The sequence below is a fragment of the Hymenobacter piscis genome (assembly GCF_018760735.1).
GTDB lineage: Bacteria > Bacteroidota > Bacteroidia > Cytophagales > Hymenobacteraceae > Hymenobacter > Hymenobacter piscis.
The window spans coordinates 202299-221573 of the sequence record NZ_JAHHZN010000004.1 but is presented as its reverse complement, the minus strand read 5'-3'; the positions used below and the strand labels follow the sequence as shown (position 1 = coordinate 221573).

Annotated in this window: 12 protein-coding genes and 1 other RNA gene; 8 read left to right on the top strand and 5 right to left on the bottom strand. The window is 60.4% G+C overall.

Going from position 1 to position 19275, the window contains the following annotated elements:
- Positions 1-4 precede the first annotated feature (4 nt).
- Positions 5-787 (top strand): SusE domain-containing protein, encoded by a 783-nt coding sequence (locus tag KLP40_RS06520; RefSeq protein ID WP_215592956.1) that lies wholly within the window; start codon positions 5-7, stop codon positions 785-787.
- A 224-nt stretch (positions 788-1011) separates the two neighbouring features.
- Here the strand turns inward: KLP40_RS06520 and KLP40_RS06515 are convergent, their stop codons facing one another.
- Together KLP40_RS06515 and KLP40_RS06510 are read right to left on the bottom strand one after the other, a co-directional pair.
- Positions 1012-2124, bottom strand: a complete 1113-nt coding sequence (locus KLP40_RS06515; protein ID WP_215592955.1) for an IS4 family transposase — start codon at positions 2122-2124, stop codon at positions 1012-1014.
- A gap of 475 nt (positions 2125-2599) precedes the next feature.
- A complete protein-coding gene (locus KLP40_RS06510) occupies positions 2600-3823 on the bottom strand; it encodes a T9SS type A sorting domain-containing protein (RefSeq protein ID WP_215592954.1) in 1224 nt (407 codons plus the stop codon).
- 355 nt (positions 3824-4178) lie between these two features.
- Here KLP40_RS06510 and KLP40_RS06505 point away from each other — a divergent pair, with 355 nt between their 5' ends.
- On the top strand, positions 4179-5027 hold the full coding sequence (locus KLP40_RS06505; protein WP_215592953.1) for an N-acetylglucosamine kinase: 849 nt from the start codon (positions 4179-4181) through the stop codon (positions 5025-5027).
- 199 nt (positions 5028-5226) lie between these two features.
- On the opposite strand, the gene KLP40_RS06500 is transcribed toward KLP40_RS06505, so the two are convergent.
- Positions 5227-8064 (bottom strand): alpha-amylase family glycosyl hydrolase, encoded by a 2838-nt coding sequence (locus KLP40_RS06500; RefSeq protein WP_246558673.1) that lies wholly within the window; start codon positions 8062-8064, stop codon positions 5227-5229.
- Positions 8065-8249: 185 nt separating this feature from the next.
- On the opposite strand from KLP40_RS06500, the gene KLP40_RS06495 reads away from it, so the two are divergent.
- From KLP40_RS06495 to KLP40_RS06475, 5 genes are all read left to right on the top strand, one after another.
- The gene (locus KLP40_RS06495; RefSeq protein WP_317196755.1) at positions 8250-9209 is read left to right on the top strand and encodes a DUF2279 domain-containing protein; all 960 of its coding nucleotides are present in this window, start codon (positions 8250-8252) and stop codon (positions 9207-9209) included.
- A 237-nt stretch (positions 9210-9446) separates the two neighbouring features.
- The gene (locus KLP40_RS06490; RefSeq protein ID WP_215592952.1) at positions 9447-10574 is read left to right on the top strand and encodes a Smr/MutS family protein; all 1128 of its coding nucleotides are present in this window, start codon (positions 9447-9449) and stop codon (positions 10572-10574) included.
- A 224-nt stretch (positions 10575-10798) separates the two neighbouring features.
- Positions 10799-12667, top strand: coding sequence for a M1 family metallopeptidase (locus KLP40_RS06485; protein ID WP_215592951.1), 1869 nt, complete (start codon positions 10799-10801; stop codon positions 12665-12667).
- A 236-nt stretch (positions 12668-12903) separates the two neighbouring features.
- Positions 12904-13391, top strand: an RNA gene (gene rnpB / locus KLP40_RS06480) — RNase P RNA component class A.
- Between the two features lie 203 nt (positions 13392-13594).
- A complete protein-coding gene (locus KLP40_RS06475; RefSeq protein WP_215592950.1) occupies positions 13595-14773 on the top strand; it encodes a sigma-54-dependent transcriptional regulator in 1179 nt (392 codons plus the stop codon).
- Between the two features lie 47 nt (positions 14774-14820).
- Here KLP40_RS06475 and KLP40_RS06470 read toward each other — a convergent pair whose 3' ends face one another.
- A complete protein-coding gene (locus KLP40_RS06470) occupies positions 14821-15822 on the bottom strand; it encodes an acyl-CoA synthetase family protein (RefSeq protein WP_215592949.1) in 1002 nt (333 codons plus the stop codon).
- Positions 15823-15939: 117 nt separating this feature from the next.
- Between KLP40_RS06470 and KLP40_RS06465 the strand changes: the two genes are divergently transcribed.
- Positions 15940-16491, top strand: a complete 552-nt coding sequence (locus KLP40_RS06465) for a hypothetical protein (RefSeq protein WP_215592948.1) — start codon at positions 15940-15942, stop codon at positions 16489-16491.
- 82 nt (positions 16492-16573) lie between these two features.
- On the opposite strand, the gene KLP40_RS06460 is transcribed toward KLP40_RS06465, so the two are convergent.
- Positions 16574-18997 carry an alpha-ketoacid dehydrogenase subunit alpha/beta gene (locus KLP40_RS06460; RefSeq protein WP_215592947.1) on the bottom strand — a complete coding sequence of 808 codons (2424 nt, stop codon included), beginning with the start codon at positions 18995-18997 and terminating at the stop codon, positions 16574-16576.
- Positions 18998-19275: the final 278 nt, after the last annotated feature.

Sequence of the window (19275 nt, the reverse complement as noted above, 5' to 3'; positions counted from 1 at the left end):
CAACATGAAAAACTGGCTATCAACGCTGGCGGGGTTTTGTTCCTTATTGTTCGTCTTTTCTGCCTGTGAGAAAGACGAAACCCGGGCAACACTCACTCCTTCAAACGCGCCCACGCTCTCTCTCTCTAATAGCTCCGTAACGCTGGTGCAGGCCAACGAAAGTCAGACTGCTCTGACTTACACCTGGACCCCTATCTCCTCCTTTGCATGGAGCAATGTAGAGCATCCCTACGACCCGGCCGTTACATATGATCTGCAAATCGACCTGCAGGGTAACGATTTCGCCTCGGCCGTGGCCGTGCCAGCTGGTTCGGGTCCAACTACCCGCCTACGGGTTGATTCTCTGAATGCTGCCCTCAACAGCCTTGGCCTGAGCGAAGGCGTGGCAACTCCACTTGAAGTTCGTCTGCGGGCCAGCTATGCCGCAAACGCCCCGATTTATTCCGGTGCTTTGCCTCTTACAGCTAGTGCCTACAAAGTGTGCCTTCCGCCTAACACAGACCGCTGGTCCATTATTGGTCCGGCAGGTGTTGATTGGAATACGGATGTTCCCTTGGTGTACGACTGCGCTACTGAAACGTACAAACTCACCCGTGCTCTGAATGCCGGCGAATTCAAGTTCCGTAAGAACAGCGACTGGGGAGTTAACTTTGGTTCCGATAGCCCGCGCAATGGTGATGGCACTGGTCCGCTCAATGCAAATGGTGCTAATATTTCGGTAGCTACCAGCGGTACGTACACAATTACCTTTGACCTGAACACCAATACATATACCCTCAGCAACTAATACTGACGGAGCATCTGTAATCCTCCAATTGGTTCTGAACGCAATAAAAAAAGGTACTGGAAACAGTACCTTTTTTTATTTGCCCATACGTAGTCAACGTAACTTATTAACGGTGGTATCTACTGAGTAGAAATTAGGACGATTGGTTGTACAAGCTTCACCTTATTAAATATGTCACAGACTTTTGTAGTCAAGGGAAACATAGCTGGTACGCAACCAGTACTCTACCCTACTATTTTAGTTGGTTGATAGCGAGCGACTTTCCAGCTAATCCAGCGCATTATGGCATCCACCATGCGGGCCATGGGTTCGTGCGGGCTCGTGGCGGGGCGGGTGAGTTGGCGTAAGATGTTGAGGCCGTGGCGGCTCAAGCTGGTGGCCCGGTAGCCGTGGTTCTTACGGGCAATCGGGGCGCGTTTGGCGTGGGCCACCGTGCCCACACTTAAGCACAAGGCGTAGGCTAAACTAACCAGGGCGACGAGCTTGCGCAACTTGTGGCGACAACGCAAATGGCTGGCCTCCAGGTTGAAGCCGCGGCCTTTCAGGTTTTGGAAGCATTGCTTAATCGTCCACCGTTTGGCGTAGAGCTGGTCCATGTAGGGCCGGCCCACGGTGCCAAATAAGAACACCAAATCGCCCTCGGCCAAGGCTTTGACCCACGCGTGTCCCCACACGCCGTCGACTTGCACGTGAGCGAAACGGCGCACCTGCCCGGGAGCCAGGCCTAGATCGGTCACGGCTTGTCGCCCCCCGTTGGCATAGGTGAGCTGATGGTGTTTGGGCAGGCGCATGACAAAATTCAATCCGTTGTCCTTGAGCCACTTCAGCCACACGTGGCCCACAAACTCGCGGTCGCCCAGCACGAGCCCAATGCGGTGCTTACCCAGCACCTGTACGCAGGTTTGCAGCAGGGCAATGCGGTCAGCGGCGCTGGAATTGCCGCTGCGATTGTCGAGCAATTCCCAGTACAGGGGCAGCTGAAAGGCACCCTGGCCGACGGTAACGAGCAGAATGTTGACCTGGCACTGGCCAAAATCCCATTCGGTGCGGTCTACGCATAGACGCAACTTGCCCGTAGCCGGCAACAGGCGCAGCAATAAGTGGGCTAGCAGGCCATAATCGAGCGATACTTCGCGGAAGAAATCCTGAATGCGGGTCTCGTTGGAGGCCACTTTAACCTGGTCATTGAGGTGCTGGGCCACTTCGCCAAACTGCACGTTGCGGTTCTTAATGAGCCCGATAACGAACTGGGCAATAAACTTTTGGCGAGACAAGTGGCGCACAATCGGCACCTGTTGCAAAAGGGTCGTAAGTTTGGCCTTGAGGCGTTGCTTCACGGGGAGGAACGGGCTGAGAAGTGTAGGAACTCCAAAGGTCGGGCCTCCCCGTTTTAGCCCTCAAAGTTTAGTAGGGTAGAGTACGCAACCAGTTACGGCCTAGCAGGTATAAGGACGTTCAGAACGGTGCCGAGCGTCTTACAAATGGCTTTGGTATAAATGGCTTCGGTGATAAGGCGAGTACCAACCAAAAGGGCCTGCACACATGCAGGCCCTTTTGGTTGGTACAATACTGAGTGGCGTCTATTCAACAATTAACTTCTGACCGGTGGCCTGTCCGCCAACCTGTAGCTTCACGAGGTAAGCCTCAATATTACCGTCGCTCAGGCCAGCAAGTACGAAGTTGTGCTGAATATGAATTCGACGCCGAAACCAACTTACACGATTACCAAAAAGTAAGCATTGCTTTTCTTATCAAGGAAAAGGGGCCCCGGCAAATTGCCGGGGCCCCTTTTCCTTGATAAGAAAACCGTATTTATTCAACAATCAACTTCTGGCTGGTGATTTGGCCACCCACCTGCAACTTCACGAGGTAAGCTCCGGAAGTGAGGTTGGTCAGGTCGAACTTGTTGGCGCCGGTTTGCTTACCTGAGGCTACAGTCCTTACGCGCTGCCCCAACGAATTAAAAACGTCCAGGGCAACGTCCTGCCGACCTGGTACTACGTACGAGATGGTTGCCGAACCAGCGGCAGGGTTTGGATACACGCCAAATTTGAGGGCATTAGCCACAGCCGATCGGCTGTTGAGCGTGCCACTGGCGCCTAGGGTAAACGTTGCGCTCTGGGTTCCGGGAATGCTTCCGAAGTCTACGTCATTAGGAGTGCCATTGTCGAGACCGCCCAGATTGGGAGCCGGCACTGAAGCTGGCAGCGGACCCGTTGCCTGCGGTATGAATTCACCCGAAGCAAAACCGCCGCTTCCATTGCTCTGAATGGCGAAAATGCGAAACTGTGGAGTACCGGTAGTTGCGCTAAGAGCCGCACGGTCCAGCTCAATTTCCCAGCCAAACGAACCAACGCCCCCGTAACCGGCATCAGTCGTAGGCACACTATTGCCTGGATTATTGGCAATTTTACCGTCGCTGGTATTACGGTAAGCCATACGTGCCCCGGCCAGGGGGGCATAAGCTGCCATAGTGCCAGCCGCAGGAATAGTAAGCGCGGTACCATCACCTATAAGGCCAGATCCGGCATCCGTGATCTGCTTACTATCTACAGCTGTTGCCGAAGTGAAGGCCGCAGCCTCAATACGATAGCCTTGTACGCCAGCCACCAAGCCTCCCTCACTCCGCAGGGCCAAAGCAAGGTCAGCCTCCTGATCAAGTTTGATGCGCGATACTTTCTCAAAGGAAGTACCACTGGCACCTGCCGGCAGGAAAGTACCCGTTGGTACGCCTGTGGCACCCGGCACATCCAGGTAAAGCTGGAAAGAGTTGCCGCCGGCTTCTACTGTTCCAGCCAAAAACATGTACACTTTGGTGGGCGTATTAGCGACGTACAGGCTCAGCAAACCAGCGCTGCCAAAAGGACGCCCCGTGTTCTGATCACCCGTAAAGGCCGTGCTTTTGCCCAGCAGAACATAATTGCCAGCCGTGAGTTCAGCGGCGGTCAGTTGCCCGTCCAGCGTAATCTGAGCCTGAGCCGAAAAGGCCCCGGCAGTCAGCAGTCCAAGGGCTGCAAGCGTAAAACGTTGCTTCATGATAAAGGGAAAAGAAGTGGATGAATATAGGTACTCAGACAAGTGAGCGTAAGGAATTACTCACTGCCTTTCGCGCTTTAAAAATACTCCTTTATTGCTGGTAACAAGGGCTCGTGCACCAAAAAAATAACGGCTATTTTCATATTTTTTTCAGCGTATTTCGACAAGACAGCGAATATCCGCTCACATCAGAATTCCAGAAGCTTCCGCGCAGAAATAAAACTGGGGATTAAATCGCCCGGGTATTTTTTTGTGCCGAAATCTTTTCCGTGTTTCGTTATGAGTATGCTCGGTTGGGCCCTTTCCGGTCTCAGGGCTTACCGCTTGAATTTTCCGTTTTCCTTTTCAACCTGATATGATTCTTATTGCCGACGGCGGCTCGACCAAGAGCAACTGGTGCCAACTCGATGCAGCTGGCAACCGGGTGTACTTCAATACCGAAGGATACAACCCCGACTTCATGGGCACGGACGCCATTGCGGCCTCGCTCGATAAAAACCTGCCCGACACTCTGCCCCGGCAGGAAGTAACCAAGGTGTACTACTACGGCGCCGGGGTGCACAATGCGGAGAAGGCCGAGCGGGTAGCCGCGGCCATGCGCAGAATTTTCCCCAACGCTACGGCCTTCGTGGCGGAGGACCTGCTGGCCGCCGCCCACGCCCTGCTGGGCAACAAGCCCGGATTTGCCGCCATCCTAGGCACGGGTACTAATTCCTGCCTCTACAACGGTTCCCAGATTACTTACAACGTGGACTCGCTGGGCTATTTCCTCGGCGACGAGGGTTCCGGCTCCTTTATTGGCAAGCGCCTGCTGCGCGACTACCTGCGCGGTCTGCTACCCGACGGGTTGCAGGACATTTTTCAGGAGGAGTTCAAGTTCACCCGCGACGACATCCTGGACCGGCTCTACAACCAGCCTTTGCCCAACCGCTTCCTGGCCAGCTTCGCCAAGTTCACCTACGACCACAACAACATCAGCTACTGCCGCGAAATCGTGCTCCAGGGCTTCGAGACGTTCTTTGCCAACATCGTGCGGCATTACCCCAACTACCAGGACTATACGTTCAACTGCGTGGGCTCGGTGGGCTACAACTTCCGCGACGCCCTCACTCAGGTTGCCAAGGACCACGGCATGGAAGTAGGCAAAATCATCCGCTCCCCCATCGACGACCTTGTGGCTTACCACGAAGAGCACAATGCTTAGAGCTTAGAGCTTAGAGCTTAGAGCTTAGAGCTTAGAGCTTAGAGCTTAGAGCTTAGAGCTTAGAGCTTAGAGCTTAGAGCTTAGAGGGTACTGGTGGGCGGCTTTTCGGTTGCCAGCTGCCATAAAAAAAAGTCGGCCCGCCTCAATATGAGGCGGGCCGACTTTTTTTTATGGCAGCTGGTTTTCGGCCGGCTGCCGGTTACTTGCTTACCACGAGGCGGGTAGTTTGCTGCACCTCGCCGGTACGCAGGCGCACGATGTATACGCCGTTAGCCAGGTTCTGGAGCGGCAGCGTCACGGACTTGGAACCGGCCGACTCGCGGGTGGTGGGCAAAGTCTGTACCGTGGCACCCAGCAGGTTAGTTACCGTTACTTCCACCGTGGCGGCTTGGGGCAACTCGTAGCGCAGCTGGGCCATGGCGCCGGCCGGGTTAGGCTGCACCCGCAGCTGCAGGGCGGCCGCGGCCTTCGACTTACTGCCCAGTACCAAGCTCGGCTTATTTACCTTGCGCGACGTGTAGACGGCGTACTCGCCGGGCCGGAGCGTGAGCGCAGCGGTGGTGCTGCTCACATTGAGCGTGGTGCCGGTGAGGTAGTTGTACCAGGTACCAGTTTTCTGAAACTGCGGATTCACCTGCACGGGCTGCACGTCGAAGTTGCCCACAATCGTTACCTGCAGACCAGGGTCGGCGGAGGCGGGGTCGCGCTCGGAGAGATGAATGGTTTTGGCGGCGCCGGTCAAGCTTTGCGTGTAAGAAAACGGCGTTTCGAACACCGGCTCCTGCACTTTCAGGCCAATCAGGCTGCGGTACACCTCGTACAGCTGCTGGCGGGCGGCTACCTGCTGGTAGTTCCACAGGATAGGCTTGTTGCCCACCCGCCCGTTCTGGTCGATGCTGATATCGTAGCCCAGTTCTCCGAACTGCCACACCATTTTAGGGCCCGGCACGGTGAAGAAAAAGGCGGCCGCCATTTCCTGACGGGCCAGGGCCGTGTTCAGGTTTTTGGTAGAATAACCGGCCACCTCTTTACCAAAGTTGAGGTTGCGGAACATCAGGCGCTCCTCGTCGTGGCTTTCCATGTAGGTCACCAGGTGAGGCTGAGTCCAGCTGCGGGCCTTGTAGTAGCCGCCGCTGAAGTTAGAGCCGGGCAGGTAGCCCATGGTGGCTTCGTTATAGCTGTGGTTCATGTTGCCCCACAGCATGAAGCCCATGTCGGAGAGTACGATTTCCTCCGAGTTGTCGGCAAAGTGCTCCAGAATGGGATACACCGTCGGGTCAGTAGCCGTGAGGGTCGCGTAGTAATCCTTCCAGATGTCGATCCGCGACTGGTCGAAGGCCCCCCAGGCCCCCACGTTGTTGGGGTTGTTGCGCTGGGTAAAGCCCTTGCTCAGGTCAAAGCGGTAGCCGTCGACGTGGTATTCGCGCAGCCAGTGCTCCATCACGCGCTTGGCGAAGTAACGGGTATCGGGGCTTTCGTGGTTGAAATCGTAGCCTACGTTAAACGGGTGGGTGGCATCGGGATTAAACCAGGGCGAGTTAGCCGCGGGCTTGTTGTTGGCCGCATCGAAGTACATCTGCACCATCGGGTTCTGGCCGAAGGCGTGGTTGAGCACCACGTCGAGCACTACGGCAATACCGCGGCGGTGGGCCTCATCCACAAACTTCTTGAGCTCGTCCTTGGGGCCGTAGTATTTGTCGGGCGCGAAGAAGTACGACGGGTTATAGCCCCAGCTTTCATTGCCCTCAAACTCATTAACCGGCATCAGCCCGATGCAGTTGATGCCCAGGCGCTGAATGTAGGCCAGCGTATCGCGCAGGGTCTGGTAGTCGTGGCGGGCAATGAAGTCGCGCACCAGCAGCTCGTACACCACCAGGTCGGTGCGCTTGGGCTTATCGAAGCGGTTGATTTTCCACTGGTAGGGCGTCTGGCCGGTTTGCAGCACGGCTACGATGCCGGTCGTCTGGCCCGTGGGATAGGCTTTGAGGTTGGGGTAGGTGACGGCCGGAATAAACCGGTCGTTGTTGGGGTCGAGGATTTTCTCGGCGTAGGGGTCGGCTACTTTCAGGCTGCCATCCACCAGAAACTGGTAGGCGTACTCGCGGCCGCTCTGCAGGTTATCGATCTGTACCCACCAGTTTTTGCCGTTGGGCGTGCGCTTCATAAAGCCGGCCGTGGTGGCCTGCCAGTTGTTGAACTCCCCGATGGCGTACACGAACTCCTTGCCGGGCGCCGTCAGGTTCAGAATGACCGAGGTACCGTTGTTGAGGTAGGTCACCCCGTCTTTGGTGCCGGCGGGCAGGTCGGCCACCGTCACGGCGGGCCGCACGATGTAGATTACCGAGTCGGAAACGACGGTAGTGCCGCTGGTGGCCGTGAAGCGCACCACGTTGCGGCCGGTCTGGCTGATGGTGGCCGTCGTGCTGAGCGTGGTGCCGGTCTGCTGGGCCAGCGTGGTGCCGTTGAGATCAAACTTGAGCTGAGCCGAAACGGAGGCCTGTCCCGTCAGGCTCACCTGCGCGCCGGCGGCTACAAACTGGGTGCCGGTAGCGGTGGGCGTGGTGATGCGGGCCGTGAGCCCCCCCTGCGACACGTCCACGAAAATATCACCCGTGGGGCCGCGGCCCACCAGGCTCCCGTCGCCGTTGCGGAATACCATGGCCAGCTTGAGGATTTTTTCGCTGGCCGGCACGTTGTACCAGGCGCGCACGTTGGGCGTGAGGCTGATGGTGTACAGGTTGGCGTTGGTGGTGCTGCGCGTGAGCTTGATGGACGGATCCGGGGTGTTGAAGCTGGTAAACTTCACGAACTTCCAGTCCGAGGGCGTCGTGCTCTTATCGGTGATGACGCCGGTGTGCACGTACACGTCGCCACTGAAGTTGGCTAGTGCTGCATTGCCTTTCGTGGCGTCGTAGGTCAGGGTCACCGCGTCGGCATCAGTAAAGAAGGTGGGTTGGGTAGTGACTACCTGCGCCCACGAAACCGGCCTGGCAGCCACCAGGGCCACTAAGACCAGCGCGAGTCGAAGTATTCTCATGGTAAATTGGGTTGAAAAATGTAGAAGGAAGAAACGCATCAGTGGTTCCCTGTTAACCTGTTCATCATGAAAGATGGTCAATCAGGCACAAGGGGGCATTAAAGATAAGGAGTGACCGACCACTTACCCAAGTCAACAGCCGCTTTTCTCGTAGCTTTAAGCCCTTTTTAATTCCTCGTCCGTCCGTGCCTGTACTCCCTGGTTTTTTGCGCGCCGCCGGGTGGGCTTCGCTACTGAGCGGGCTGCTGCTGTCAGGAGCCCGCCCCGCTGCGGCCCAGCCCCCCCTGGCCGTGGCCGCGGCCCCGCTACCGCAACCCGACAGCCTGGCTGGCTCTTCTCGGCTGAACCGGCGGCTGCCGCTGCTGGCGGGCGGGCTGGTGGTGTCCTATTCCTCCCTTATGTACGTGCTTGGTCAGAGCTGGTACACGGGCGAGAAAACCCGTTTGCACTGGTTCAACGACTTGCCCGAGTGGAAGCAGCTCGACAAGGCCGGACACTTCTGGGGCGCGTTTCACGAGAGCCGGGGCGCGGTGGATATGCTGCGCTGGGCCGGTGTGCCCGACCGCCGTTCCATCTGGTACGGGGGCTTTGTGGGATTCCTGCTCCAGAGTCCCATCGAACTGCTCGACGGCCGCGACCCGGCCTATGGGGCCTCCGCTACCGATCTGGCGGCCAACTTTCTGGGCTCGGCCGGGCTCATCGGCCAGCAGCTGGCCTGGAACGAGGTGCGCCTCATGCCCAAGCTCTCCTTCCACCCTACCCGCTACGCCGACCTGCGCCCCAACGTGCTCGGCCGCAACCTGGGCGAGCAGTTTCTCAAGGACTACAACGGCCAGACCTACTGGCTTTGCGCCGACGTGGGGGCGTTTCTGCCCGCTTCCAGCCGCTGGCCCCGCTGGCTGCAGCCGGCCCTGGGCTACGGCGCCCAGCAGATGGTCTTCAACGACCCCGCCGCCAACGCCGCCCTGGGCCTGCGCTCCTACCGCCAGTTCTACCTCAGCCTCGACGTGGACCTGCGCCGCATCCCCACCAACAACAAGGTGCTCAAAAAGGTATTCTATACCTTAAGCATCTTCCACCTGCCCGCCCCCGCCCTGGAATGGAACCCGCGCCGCGGCTTCGTAGCCCATGGGCTGTATTATTGAGATGGTGAGGTGGCGAAATGGTGAGTTGATGTTCATCACTCCTATCGGTGCCGCCTGCGCAATCAGGGCTTTCGAACATCAACTCACCGTTTCCCCATTTCGTCACCTTACCGTTTCATCACCTTACCAATTCACTCCTCACCCTTTTCCGTATGCAAATGGCGACCTTTGCTTTCCCCGGCGCTGGGGATAGAAACCAATCAGCGTAATCAGCGAAAAAATCAGCGACAATCAGTGATGAATATAGGAGACCGAGTACGCCTGCTCACCGGGCGCGAAGAAGGCATTATCACCCGCCTGCTCAGCGACGAGCTGGTGGAAGTAGCCATCGACAACGATTTTACCATTCCGGTGCTGCGCCGCGAAATTGTGGTGGTAGCCGCCGAGGAAACCAAGGCCTTCGGCAAGAGCGCCACGGCGGTAGCGGCCGAAAAGAAGGCCGCTACCAGCGGAGCCGACCGTGCGGCCCAGGCCGCTAAATCGGCCGGCGTGGCCACCACCAAGGCTGCGCCGGAGCCCGTGAAAACCGAAGGCCCCGCCCCCGTGAAGGCCGACAAGACCCAGGCCCCGCCGGTGCAGAAAGGCCTGTACTTGGCCCTCACCCACCAGTCGCCGGAGCTGCTGGCCCTGCACCTGGTCAACCACACCGACCGCGACGTGCTCTTCACCTTCGGGGAGGAAAAGCCCGGGGGGCAGTACCGGGGGTTGAAATCGGAGAAGCTGGAGGCCAAAACGGCCAGCGCGGCCCTGGGCCACTGGCACCTCAAAGATTTCGACCAGTGGCCGGCCGTGGTGGTGCAGCTGCTGCCGTTTCAGTTCAACGGCACTTCGGCCTACGAGCTGCTCACCAAGCGCCTGCAGTTCAAGGCCGCCAGCTTCTACACCAGCCGCCAGCCCAATGTGCCGGTGCTCCAGCGCGAGGCCTACCTGTTCCAGCTCGATGAGAAGCCCGCCGCCCCGGTCGCTATTGCGCCCGAGAAGCTGGCCGAAACCCTCAAGGCCCAGCTCAGCGGCAACGCCCCGGCCAAGCCCGCCGCCGTGGCCCCCGCGCCCCAGCCGGCCAAGGCCCTGGTGGCCCCGCCCCACGAGGTGGACCTGCACCTGGAAGCCCTCCAGCCCGAGGGCGGCACCGAAGGCCTGAGCAACACGGCCATCCTCAAGCTCCAGCTCGAAGCCTTCGAGGACACGCTCAGCCGGGCCCTGGCCACCAACATGCACGAAATCATCTACATCCACGGCTCCGGCAACGGCACCCTGCGCAAGGAGCTGCACAAGCTGCTGAGCCGCAACCGCGACATCAAGTTTTTCGAGGACTCACAGAAGGAGAAGTTCGGCTACGGTGCCACGCTGGTGCGGCTGAAGTAAGTCGGAGTTGAGGGTCCTGGGGGCTTAGGGTCTCAGGGGCTTGGATTAATGTTCTGTCATCCTGAGCGGCGCGAAGGACCTTGTCACGTGAAAACGCATCGTACTTACGATTGCCGTTCCAGCGTGATAAGGTCCTTCGCGCCGCTCAGGATGACAGGCTTTTTTTTACGTCTTCATCCTCTCCAACTTTCTACCTTTCCACTTCCAAACTTTCTAACTCCCCAATGAAGCTCCCTGCGCTCCTCGCCGCTTCCCTTCTCTCCTTTGCCGCCCTGGCCCAGCAGCCGCTGCCCGTGCCGCGCAACCTGCAGACCACTTACACCAAGGGCACCCGCGCCGCAAGTGGCCAGCCTGGTCCCAAGTACTGGCAGAACTCGGCCGATTATACCATTAAAGTCAACTTCGACCCGACCACGCGGCGGGTGACGGGCACGGCCACCATCGCCTACCACAACCAGAGCCCCGACGCCTTATCCTCGCTCTGGTTCAAGCTCTACCCCAACCTCTACCAGAAGGGCGCGCCCCGGGCTTCCGGAATGAAGCCCCAGGACGTGGGCGAGGGCCTGAAGATTGAGTCGCTGGCAGTGAACGGGAAGGCGGTAAAGGTGGACGAGCTGCGGCCCGATTTCACGAATCTGGTGGTGCCCCTGGCCCAGCCCCTGGCGGCCCGGCAGACGGCGACCATCACGGTGGCTTACTCCTACACGCTCAACAACGGCTCCCACATGCGCACCGGCGAGGTGGAGCCGGGGGCCGATTTCGTGGCCTACTTCTTCCCCCGGGTGGCCGTTTACGACGACATCGACGGCTGGAACCGCCACCCTTACCTCGGCTCCCAGGAGTTCTACAACGACTTCTGCAATTTCTCGGTCGATGTGACCGTGCCCCGCCACTTCGTGGTCTGGGCCACCGGCGACCTGACCAACGCCGACCAGGTGCTGGAGAAAAAATTCGTGCAGCGCCTGCGGGAGGCGGAAACCAAGGACGGCATCACCAGCATCATCTCGGCCGCCGACGTGAAGGCCCGCGCCATCACCACCCAGAAAACCCCGCTCAACACCTGGCACTTCGAGGCCAAGAATGTCACCGACTTCGTGTTTGCCACCACCGACCACTACGTGTGGCAAGCCAGCTCCGTGGTGGTAGACCCCGCCACCCGGCGCCGCACCCGCGTGGATGCCGTGTACAACCCCAAGCACAAGGATTACGAGGAGGTGGTGCAGTTCGCCCGCAAAACGGTGGAGGCCATGAGCTACACCTTCCCTAAGTGGCCCTTCCCCTACGCCCACGAAACCATCTTCGACGGCCTCGACCAGATGGAGTACCCGATGATGGTGAACGACAACCCCACCAGCACCCGCGAGGACGCCATCACCCTCACCGACCACGAAATATTCCACACCATGTTCCCCTTCTACATGGGAACCAACGAAACCAAGTACGGCTGGATGGATGAGGGCTGGGCTACCATCGGAGAGTGGATTATCTCGGGCATCATCGACCCCAAGCTCGACGACAACTACGGCATTGCGCCCTACGCCGCCGCCGCCGACACCGAGGTGGACCTGCCCATCGTCACGCTCAGCACCCAGCAGACGGGCACGGCCTTCTTCCTCAACTCCTACCCCAAACCCGGCCTGGGCTACCTCTACGTGAAGGACTTACTGGGCGACGAGCTGTTCACGAAGGCCCTGCACACCTACATCCGTAACTGGAACGGCAAGCACCCCATGCCCTACGACTTCTTCAACTCCATGAACGAAGGCGCAGGCCGCAACCTGAACTGGTTCTGGCGGCGCTGGTTCTTCGACGGCGGCTACCCCGACCTGGCCATTCAGCAGGTTACCCAAACGGCGGCTGGCTACGACGTGGTCGTGGAATCCAAAGGCACCAAGCCCGTCCCCGTGGACCTGACTATCACCTACGCCGACAACTCTACCGCCAAACTTCACCGCACCATCGCCGTCTGGGAATCCGGCGCCCGCACCGTCACGGTGCCCGTGGCCACCACCAAAGCCGTGAAGCAGCTGAAACTCGGCGCCACTTTGGTGCCCGACAGCTACCCCCAGGACAACGTGTGGACGGGGAAATAACCGTTCAAGTGTAATCGTTCAGGCAAGCCCCAACGGGGCTGCATATCGGTAGCAATCAGCCTATTCAGGAATAATAAAGCCCCAGTGGGGCGACACCACGGGTTGAACGGGATGTGTCGCCCCATTGGGGCTTAAAATAGCATGGCGCGTATTTTCTACCGATATGCCGCCATTTTGGGGCTTTCAAAGCCATTTTTTGCAGCTGTTGCCCAAAACTTCCCCTACCTTTGCCCGCAGTGATGGGTCGCCCCACCGCGGCGCGGAACGCAAGAACTGCGACGAGGAAAGTCCGGGCAACGCAGAGCACCCTGCTTCCTAACGGGAAGGACTGGCTAGTATAATGCGAACCAGGACAGCCAGTGCCACAGAAAATAACCGCCCGTTGGGGGCTTAGGGTCTTGGGGGCTTAGGGTCTTGGATTGTTGAACGACAGCCAAGTCCCCAAGACCCTAAGTCCCCAAGACCCTAACCGGGTAAGGGTGAAAAGGTGCGGTAAGAGCGCACCAGCGGCTGGGTGACCAGTCCGGCTGGGTAAACCTCAGGGGTTGAAAGACCAAATAAGCCAGCACGTCGGCCCCGCTTCCAGGGGGCGGCACCGGGCGGCTCGTCCGGCGCTGGCGGGTAGGTTGATGGAGCCTTTCGGCAACGACTGGCCTAGATAAATGGTGGGGCCGCGTGCTTTCGGGCAGGCGGACAAAACCCGGCTTACAGACTCATCACGTCCCCTCACGCGGCCGCCGTAGCATTTAGCTGCGGCGGCCGTTGGGCGTAACAGGGCCCGGCCTCTGCCTGCCTTGGCGGGTGCTTGTTGCGACGTTGCGACGCGGCCGGCAAAACCGTTGTGGGGTCCGCACCGTTTCCGAAGGGGGCGCCGCAGTGCTTCGCCCCGCATTTTGTTACTTTCGCCGCTACACCTTTTCCCGCACTATGCCCCGCCTGCTTATTATCGACGACGAAAAAGCCATTCGGCACACGCTGAAGGAAATTCTTGAATACGAAAGCTACCAGGTTGACCAGGCCGAGGACGGCCCCACCGGCCTCGATATGCTCATCCAGGAAAAGTACGACGTGGTGCTCTGCGATGTGAAAATGCCCAAGATGGACGGCCTTGAAGTGCTGGAGCGCGCCCGCATCCTGGCCCCCCACTCCACCTTTATTATGGTCTCGGCCCACGGCAACGTGGAAATGGCCGTGGAGGCCACCAAAAAGGGCGCCTACGATTTCATCCAGAAGCCCCCGGACCTCAACCGCCTGCTCGTAACGGTGCGCAACGCCCTCGACCACGTGCAGCTGGCCACCGAAACCACCAAGCTCAGCTCGGAAAACAAGACGCTCAAGAAGAAGCTGGCCAAGAGCTCGGAAATGATTGGCGACTCGGCCGGGTTGCAGGCCGTGCGCAAAACCATTGAGAAGGTGGCCCCCACCGATGCCCGGGTGCTCATTACCGGTCCCAACGGGGCGGGCAAGGAGATGGTAGCCCGGCAGCTGCACGAGCTCAGCGGCCGCAGCAACGGCCCACTGGTGGAAGTGAACTGCGCCGCCATCCCCTCGGAGCTGATTGAGTCGGAGCTGTTCGGCCACGAGAAGGGCTCGTTCACCTCGGCCGTGAAGCAGCGCATCGGCAAGTTCGAGCAGGCCGACGGCGGCACCCTGTTCCTGGACGAAATCGGCGACATGAGCCTCTCGGCCCAGGCCAAGGTGCTGCGCGCCCTGCAGGAAAACAAGATTACCCGGGTCGGCGGCGAGAAGGAAATTTCGGTGAACGTGCGCGTGCTGGCCGCCACCAACAAAGACCTGCTCCAGGAAATTGCCGACAAAAACTTCCGCGAAGACCTCTACCACCGCCTCTCCGTCATCCTGATTCAGGTGCCCTCCCTCAATGAGCGCCGCGACGACGTGCCCCTGCTCATCGAGAAGTTCCTCAAGGACATTGCCCAGGACTACGGCAACAAGCCCAAGAAAATCGACGACAAGGCCCTGGAATACCTGCAAGGACTGGACTGGCGCGGCAACATCCGGGAGCTGCGCAACGTGGTGGAACGCCTCGTGATTATGAGCGACGCCACCATTTCGGAAGCCGACGCCAGGGCGTTTGCGGGGAAATAGGGCTTTTTTAGAGCTTAGACAGGAGAGCTTAGAACTTAGAAAAAGCCCTACACCATCTGGTTGCAGCCGCGCACGTCGGAGTTATCCAGGCGGCCGAGCACTTCGAAGGAACCGTCGGAATGGCGGCGGGCCAGGTCCTTGGTTTCGAGGAAGGCGCAGCTGTCGATGTTGGCCAGGTCGATGACGTTGAGGGCGCCGGCGGGGCGGGTTTCCGACGCGGAGAACGGGTCGGACGGGTCGCGCAGCAGCACCCGCAGCTGGGGCGGGGCGTGGAAGCGGCCGTCGCCGAAGCTGTAGGCCTGGCCCAGCATTTCCGTCATGCCATACTCGGAATGAATACCCGCCGGCCCGAAGGCGCATTGCAGCTCGGCGTGCAGCTCCTCCCGGATCATCTCGCGGCGGCGGCCTTTCATGCCGCCGGTTTCCAGCACCGTGAGACCGAGCAGCTCGGGCCGGCCGGCGTGGGCGGCGGCAAAGTCCAGCAGGGCGTAGCTCACCCCGATCAGTAGCACTTTCCGCGCTGGCTTCTGCCTGGCCTCCGCCAGCGCGGCCAGCAGCGCGGCGTGGTCGTGCAGGAAAAAGGCCGGCTGGCCCTGGCCCGACTCGCGGGCGAAGTGCTCCACCATGGCGACCAGCGAGGAGCCGCCCTGTTCCAGGTAGGATGGCAGCAGGGCCAGCACCGTCCAGCCCGAAAGCGGGCCGTAGTACTGCTCGAAAATGCGCTGGGCGTGGCGGCGGTAGAGCTGCGGGTCGCGCACGTAGTGGTGGCTGCGCTGCTGCCGGGTGGTGCCGCTGCTCAGGAAGGTTTCCCGGGGCTCCCAGGTGGCTTCTTCGGTCCGGACGGCGTGGGTTTTAAAGAACTCAATGGGCAGAAACGGAATGTCTTCCAGCTGTTGCACCTGCTCCGGCAGTCGGCCCAGGGCCGCCAGATAGGCGGCGTAGGGCGCGCAGTGTTCGGCCTGGTAGCGGAACAGGGCCAGGGCGGCGGCCGGAGCCGTGGCCGCCGTCAGGTGCGGGAGTTGCGCCAGGTAGTCGTCGCGGAAACTCATGGACAGAGGTTGGGGTTAGCGAAAGGGAGTAACAATGCGGGCGGCGGTTCGTTCGTTCAGATGTTGTACCTTCCTGCCTGCCGGGCTTTCTTTCGCCGTATTTTAGCTTGATTTCGTATGCTCACACTTCCTACGCTCCGCTTGGCTGCCCTGCTGGCTTTCACGGGCCTGGGCGCCGCCGCCTGCATCTCCCCGCCCGATTACCCGGACACCCCGGAAATTGAGTTCAAGAGCATCACCCAGCAGCCCCGCACGAACCCTTTGGGGGGTATCGAGAACAACGTGGGCATCACGGTCAGCTACCGCGACGGCGACGGCAACCTGGGCATGAAGGAGGACGAGATTAGGCAGGCGGGCAATGCGCCCCAGAGCCCGAACAGCTACAATTACATCTGCACCCTGCAGATCCGCGACGGCAGCAACACATTCATTGATTACAACTTTACCCCCATCTTCCCCGGCTACAGCGGCCAGTTTCCGTACCTGCCCCCGGCAGAACAAGGCGACCGAGCGGCCCCCATCCGGGGCGACCTGACCCTTAATGTTGTGGTTACCGCTACACCGCCGGTGTTGCCCAGAGGCTCGGTAGTGCGGTTCAAGATCAAAATCAAGGACCGTGACCTGAACGAAAGCAATGAAGTGCTGACCTCGCCCATCACGCTTCAGTAGCTTGGGTTTCATCTCCTCAAAGAAAGGCCGGGCCGCTCACCTTACGGAGCGGCCCGGCCTTTTTCTAGTGAGTGACCCCGCGCTAGTAAATGGCCGGGAACCGCTTGGGGTAGGCTTCCTGCATGATTTCGTACACGGCGTCGAAGACGTCCTCCACGTTGGGCTTGCTGAAGTAGTCGCCGTCGGAGCCGTAGGGCGGGCGGTGGGCCTGGGCCGAGAGGCAGCGGGGCTGGGAGTCGAGGAAGCGGTAGGCCTGCTGCTCATCGAGCACCTGCTGCATCATGTAGGCGGTGGCGCCGCCGGGTACGTCCTCGTCGGCGAAGAGCACGCGGTTGGTACGCCGGATGCTGTCCACAATCACGTGGTCCACGTCGAAGGGCAGCAGGGTCTGCACGTCGATTACTTCCACCGTAATGCCCACTTCGGCCAGCTGGCGGGCGGCTTCGAGCACGATGCGGCACATGGAGCCGTAGGTCACGATGGTCAGGTCGTCGCCTTTCCTGAGCGTTTCGGGCTGGCCCAGGGGCAGGGTGAACTCGCCCACGTTGCGGGGCATCTTCTCTTTGAGGCGGTAGCCGTTGAGGCACTCAATCACGATGGCCGGCTCATCGGAGCGCAGCAGCGTGTTGTAGAAGCCGGCCGCCTGGGTCATGTCGCGCGGGACGCACAGGTGCATGCCCCGGATGGCGCCCAGAATCATCTGGATGGGCGAGCCCGAGTGCCAGATGCCCTCCAGGCGGTGGCCCCGGGTGCGCACGATGAGGGGCGCCTTCTGGCCGCCCTTGGTGCGGTACTGCAGGCAGGCCACGTCGTCGCTCAAAATCTGGATGGCGTAGAGCAGGTAGTCGAGGTACTGGATTTCGGTGATGGGGCGCAGGCCGCGCATGGCCGCCCCGATGCCCTGCCCGATGATGGTGCACTCCCGGATGCCGGTATCGGTCACGCGCAGCTCCCCGAACTTGTCCTGGAGGCCGGCAAAGGCCTGGTTCACGTCGCCGATGCGGCCCACGTCCTCGCCGATGGCGAAAATGCGCGGGTCCCGCTCGAAGTTGGCCGTGAAGCAGGCCTGGAGCACCTCGCGGCCGTCCACCTGGGCGGCGTCGGCGGCGAATTCCACGCCCACTTCCTCGATGTTGAGGGCGGCTTCCTCGCTCTGGCTGAAGAGGTAGGAGTTGTAGCGGTCGGCGTTTTCGGCCAGGGCCTGCTCCAGCCAGTTCTGCAGCTCGCGGCGGGTGTAGTTGCGGGTGCCGCGCACCTGGCGCAGGGCCCGGCGCACGGTACGCACCAGATCGGCGCGGATGGGCGTGGGGTTGTGCTGCAGGGGCTCCACCAGCTCGTGCAGGGTGTTTTCGGTGCCGGTTTCGGCCACCAGCTGGTTGAGCAGGGCCACCACCTCGTCGCGCTCCTGCTTGATGGGGGTGAAGAACTCGGCCCAGGCGGCAGTGCGGGCGGCCTTCACGGTTTCCTTGGCCTCGTTCTCGATGGCGTCCAGCTCGTGCTCGGCGGCGTGGCCTTCCTGGAGCAGCCACTCGCGCATCTTGCGCAGGCAGTCGTGCTCCTCTTCCCAGCTCAGCCGGTCCTTGCTCTTGTAGCGCTCATGCGAGCCGGAGGTGCTGTGGCCCTGGGGCTGGGTGACTTCCTGCACGTGAATGAGCACGGGTACGTGCTGGGCGCGGCAGACCTCGGCGGCCTGCTGGTAGGTGTCCACCAGAGTGGCGTAGTCCCACCCCTTCACCCGGTAAATCTCGAAGCCGTCCTGGCCTTCGCCTTCGCGCTGGAAGCCCTTGAGAATCTCGCTGATATTCTGCTTGGTTGTCTGATACTCGGCAGGCACCGAAATGCCGTAGTGGTCGTCCCAGACGCTGACCAGCATCGGAATCTGGAGGACGCCGGCCGCGTTGATGGCCTCGAAAAACATGCCCTCCGAAGTGCTGGCGTTGCCGATGGTGCCGAAAGCCACCTCGTTGCCGTTGGTGGAGAACTGGGTCAGCTCGTGCAGCTCGGGGTTCTGGCGGTAGAGCTTGGAGGCGTAGGCCAGGCCCACGAGGCGGGGCATCTGGCCGCCGGTGGGCGAAATATCGGCCGAGGAGTTCTTGCTGTCCGCCAGGTTTTTGAACTGCCCGTCCTCGTCGAGGTGGCGGGTGCCGAAGTGGCCGTTCATGGCGCGGCCGGCGGTGGCGGGCTCGGCCTCCACGTCGGGGTGGGCGTAGAGCTGGGCGAAGTACTGCTGCAGGGTCAGCTCCCCGATGGCCAGCATGAAGGTCTGGTCGCGGTAGTAGCCGGCGCGCCAGTCGCCGGCCCGGAAGGCGCGGGCCATAGCCAGCTGGGGCACTTCCTTGCCGTCGCCGAAGATGCCGAACTTGGCCTTGCCCATGAACACTTCCTTGCGGCCCGCCAGCGAGGCCTGTCGGCTTTCCCAGCCCAGGCGGTAATCACGCAGGAAATCGTCTTTGGTCAGGGAGGCTACACGGGTCGGCACGTCGGCGGCAGTTTCGGCGGTGAACATAAGAATGAGCGGGCGGGTGGTGGGAGTAAGTGGGGACGAAAGCACGGCGGGTGGGAACCGCGGCCCCGGGAATCAGGCCCCCAAAAGTACGGATTTGCCGCCGATGCGGCCGCGCGCAATTTTTGTGGTTAACTTTGAAGTAGACAGGAGTCCGGAGCCGGGAGCCAGAAGCAGCGGCAACAGCGCCAGGTTTGAATTTCAGCCCGCTTTTGAGGAGGCTGATTGAAACGTTGTTGTTTCCAGCTTTTTTTATGCCCGCTCCTGACTCCCAGCTCCTG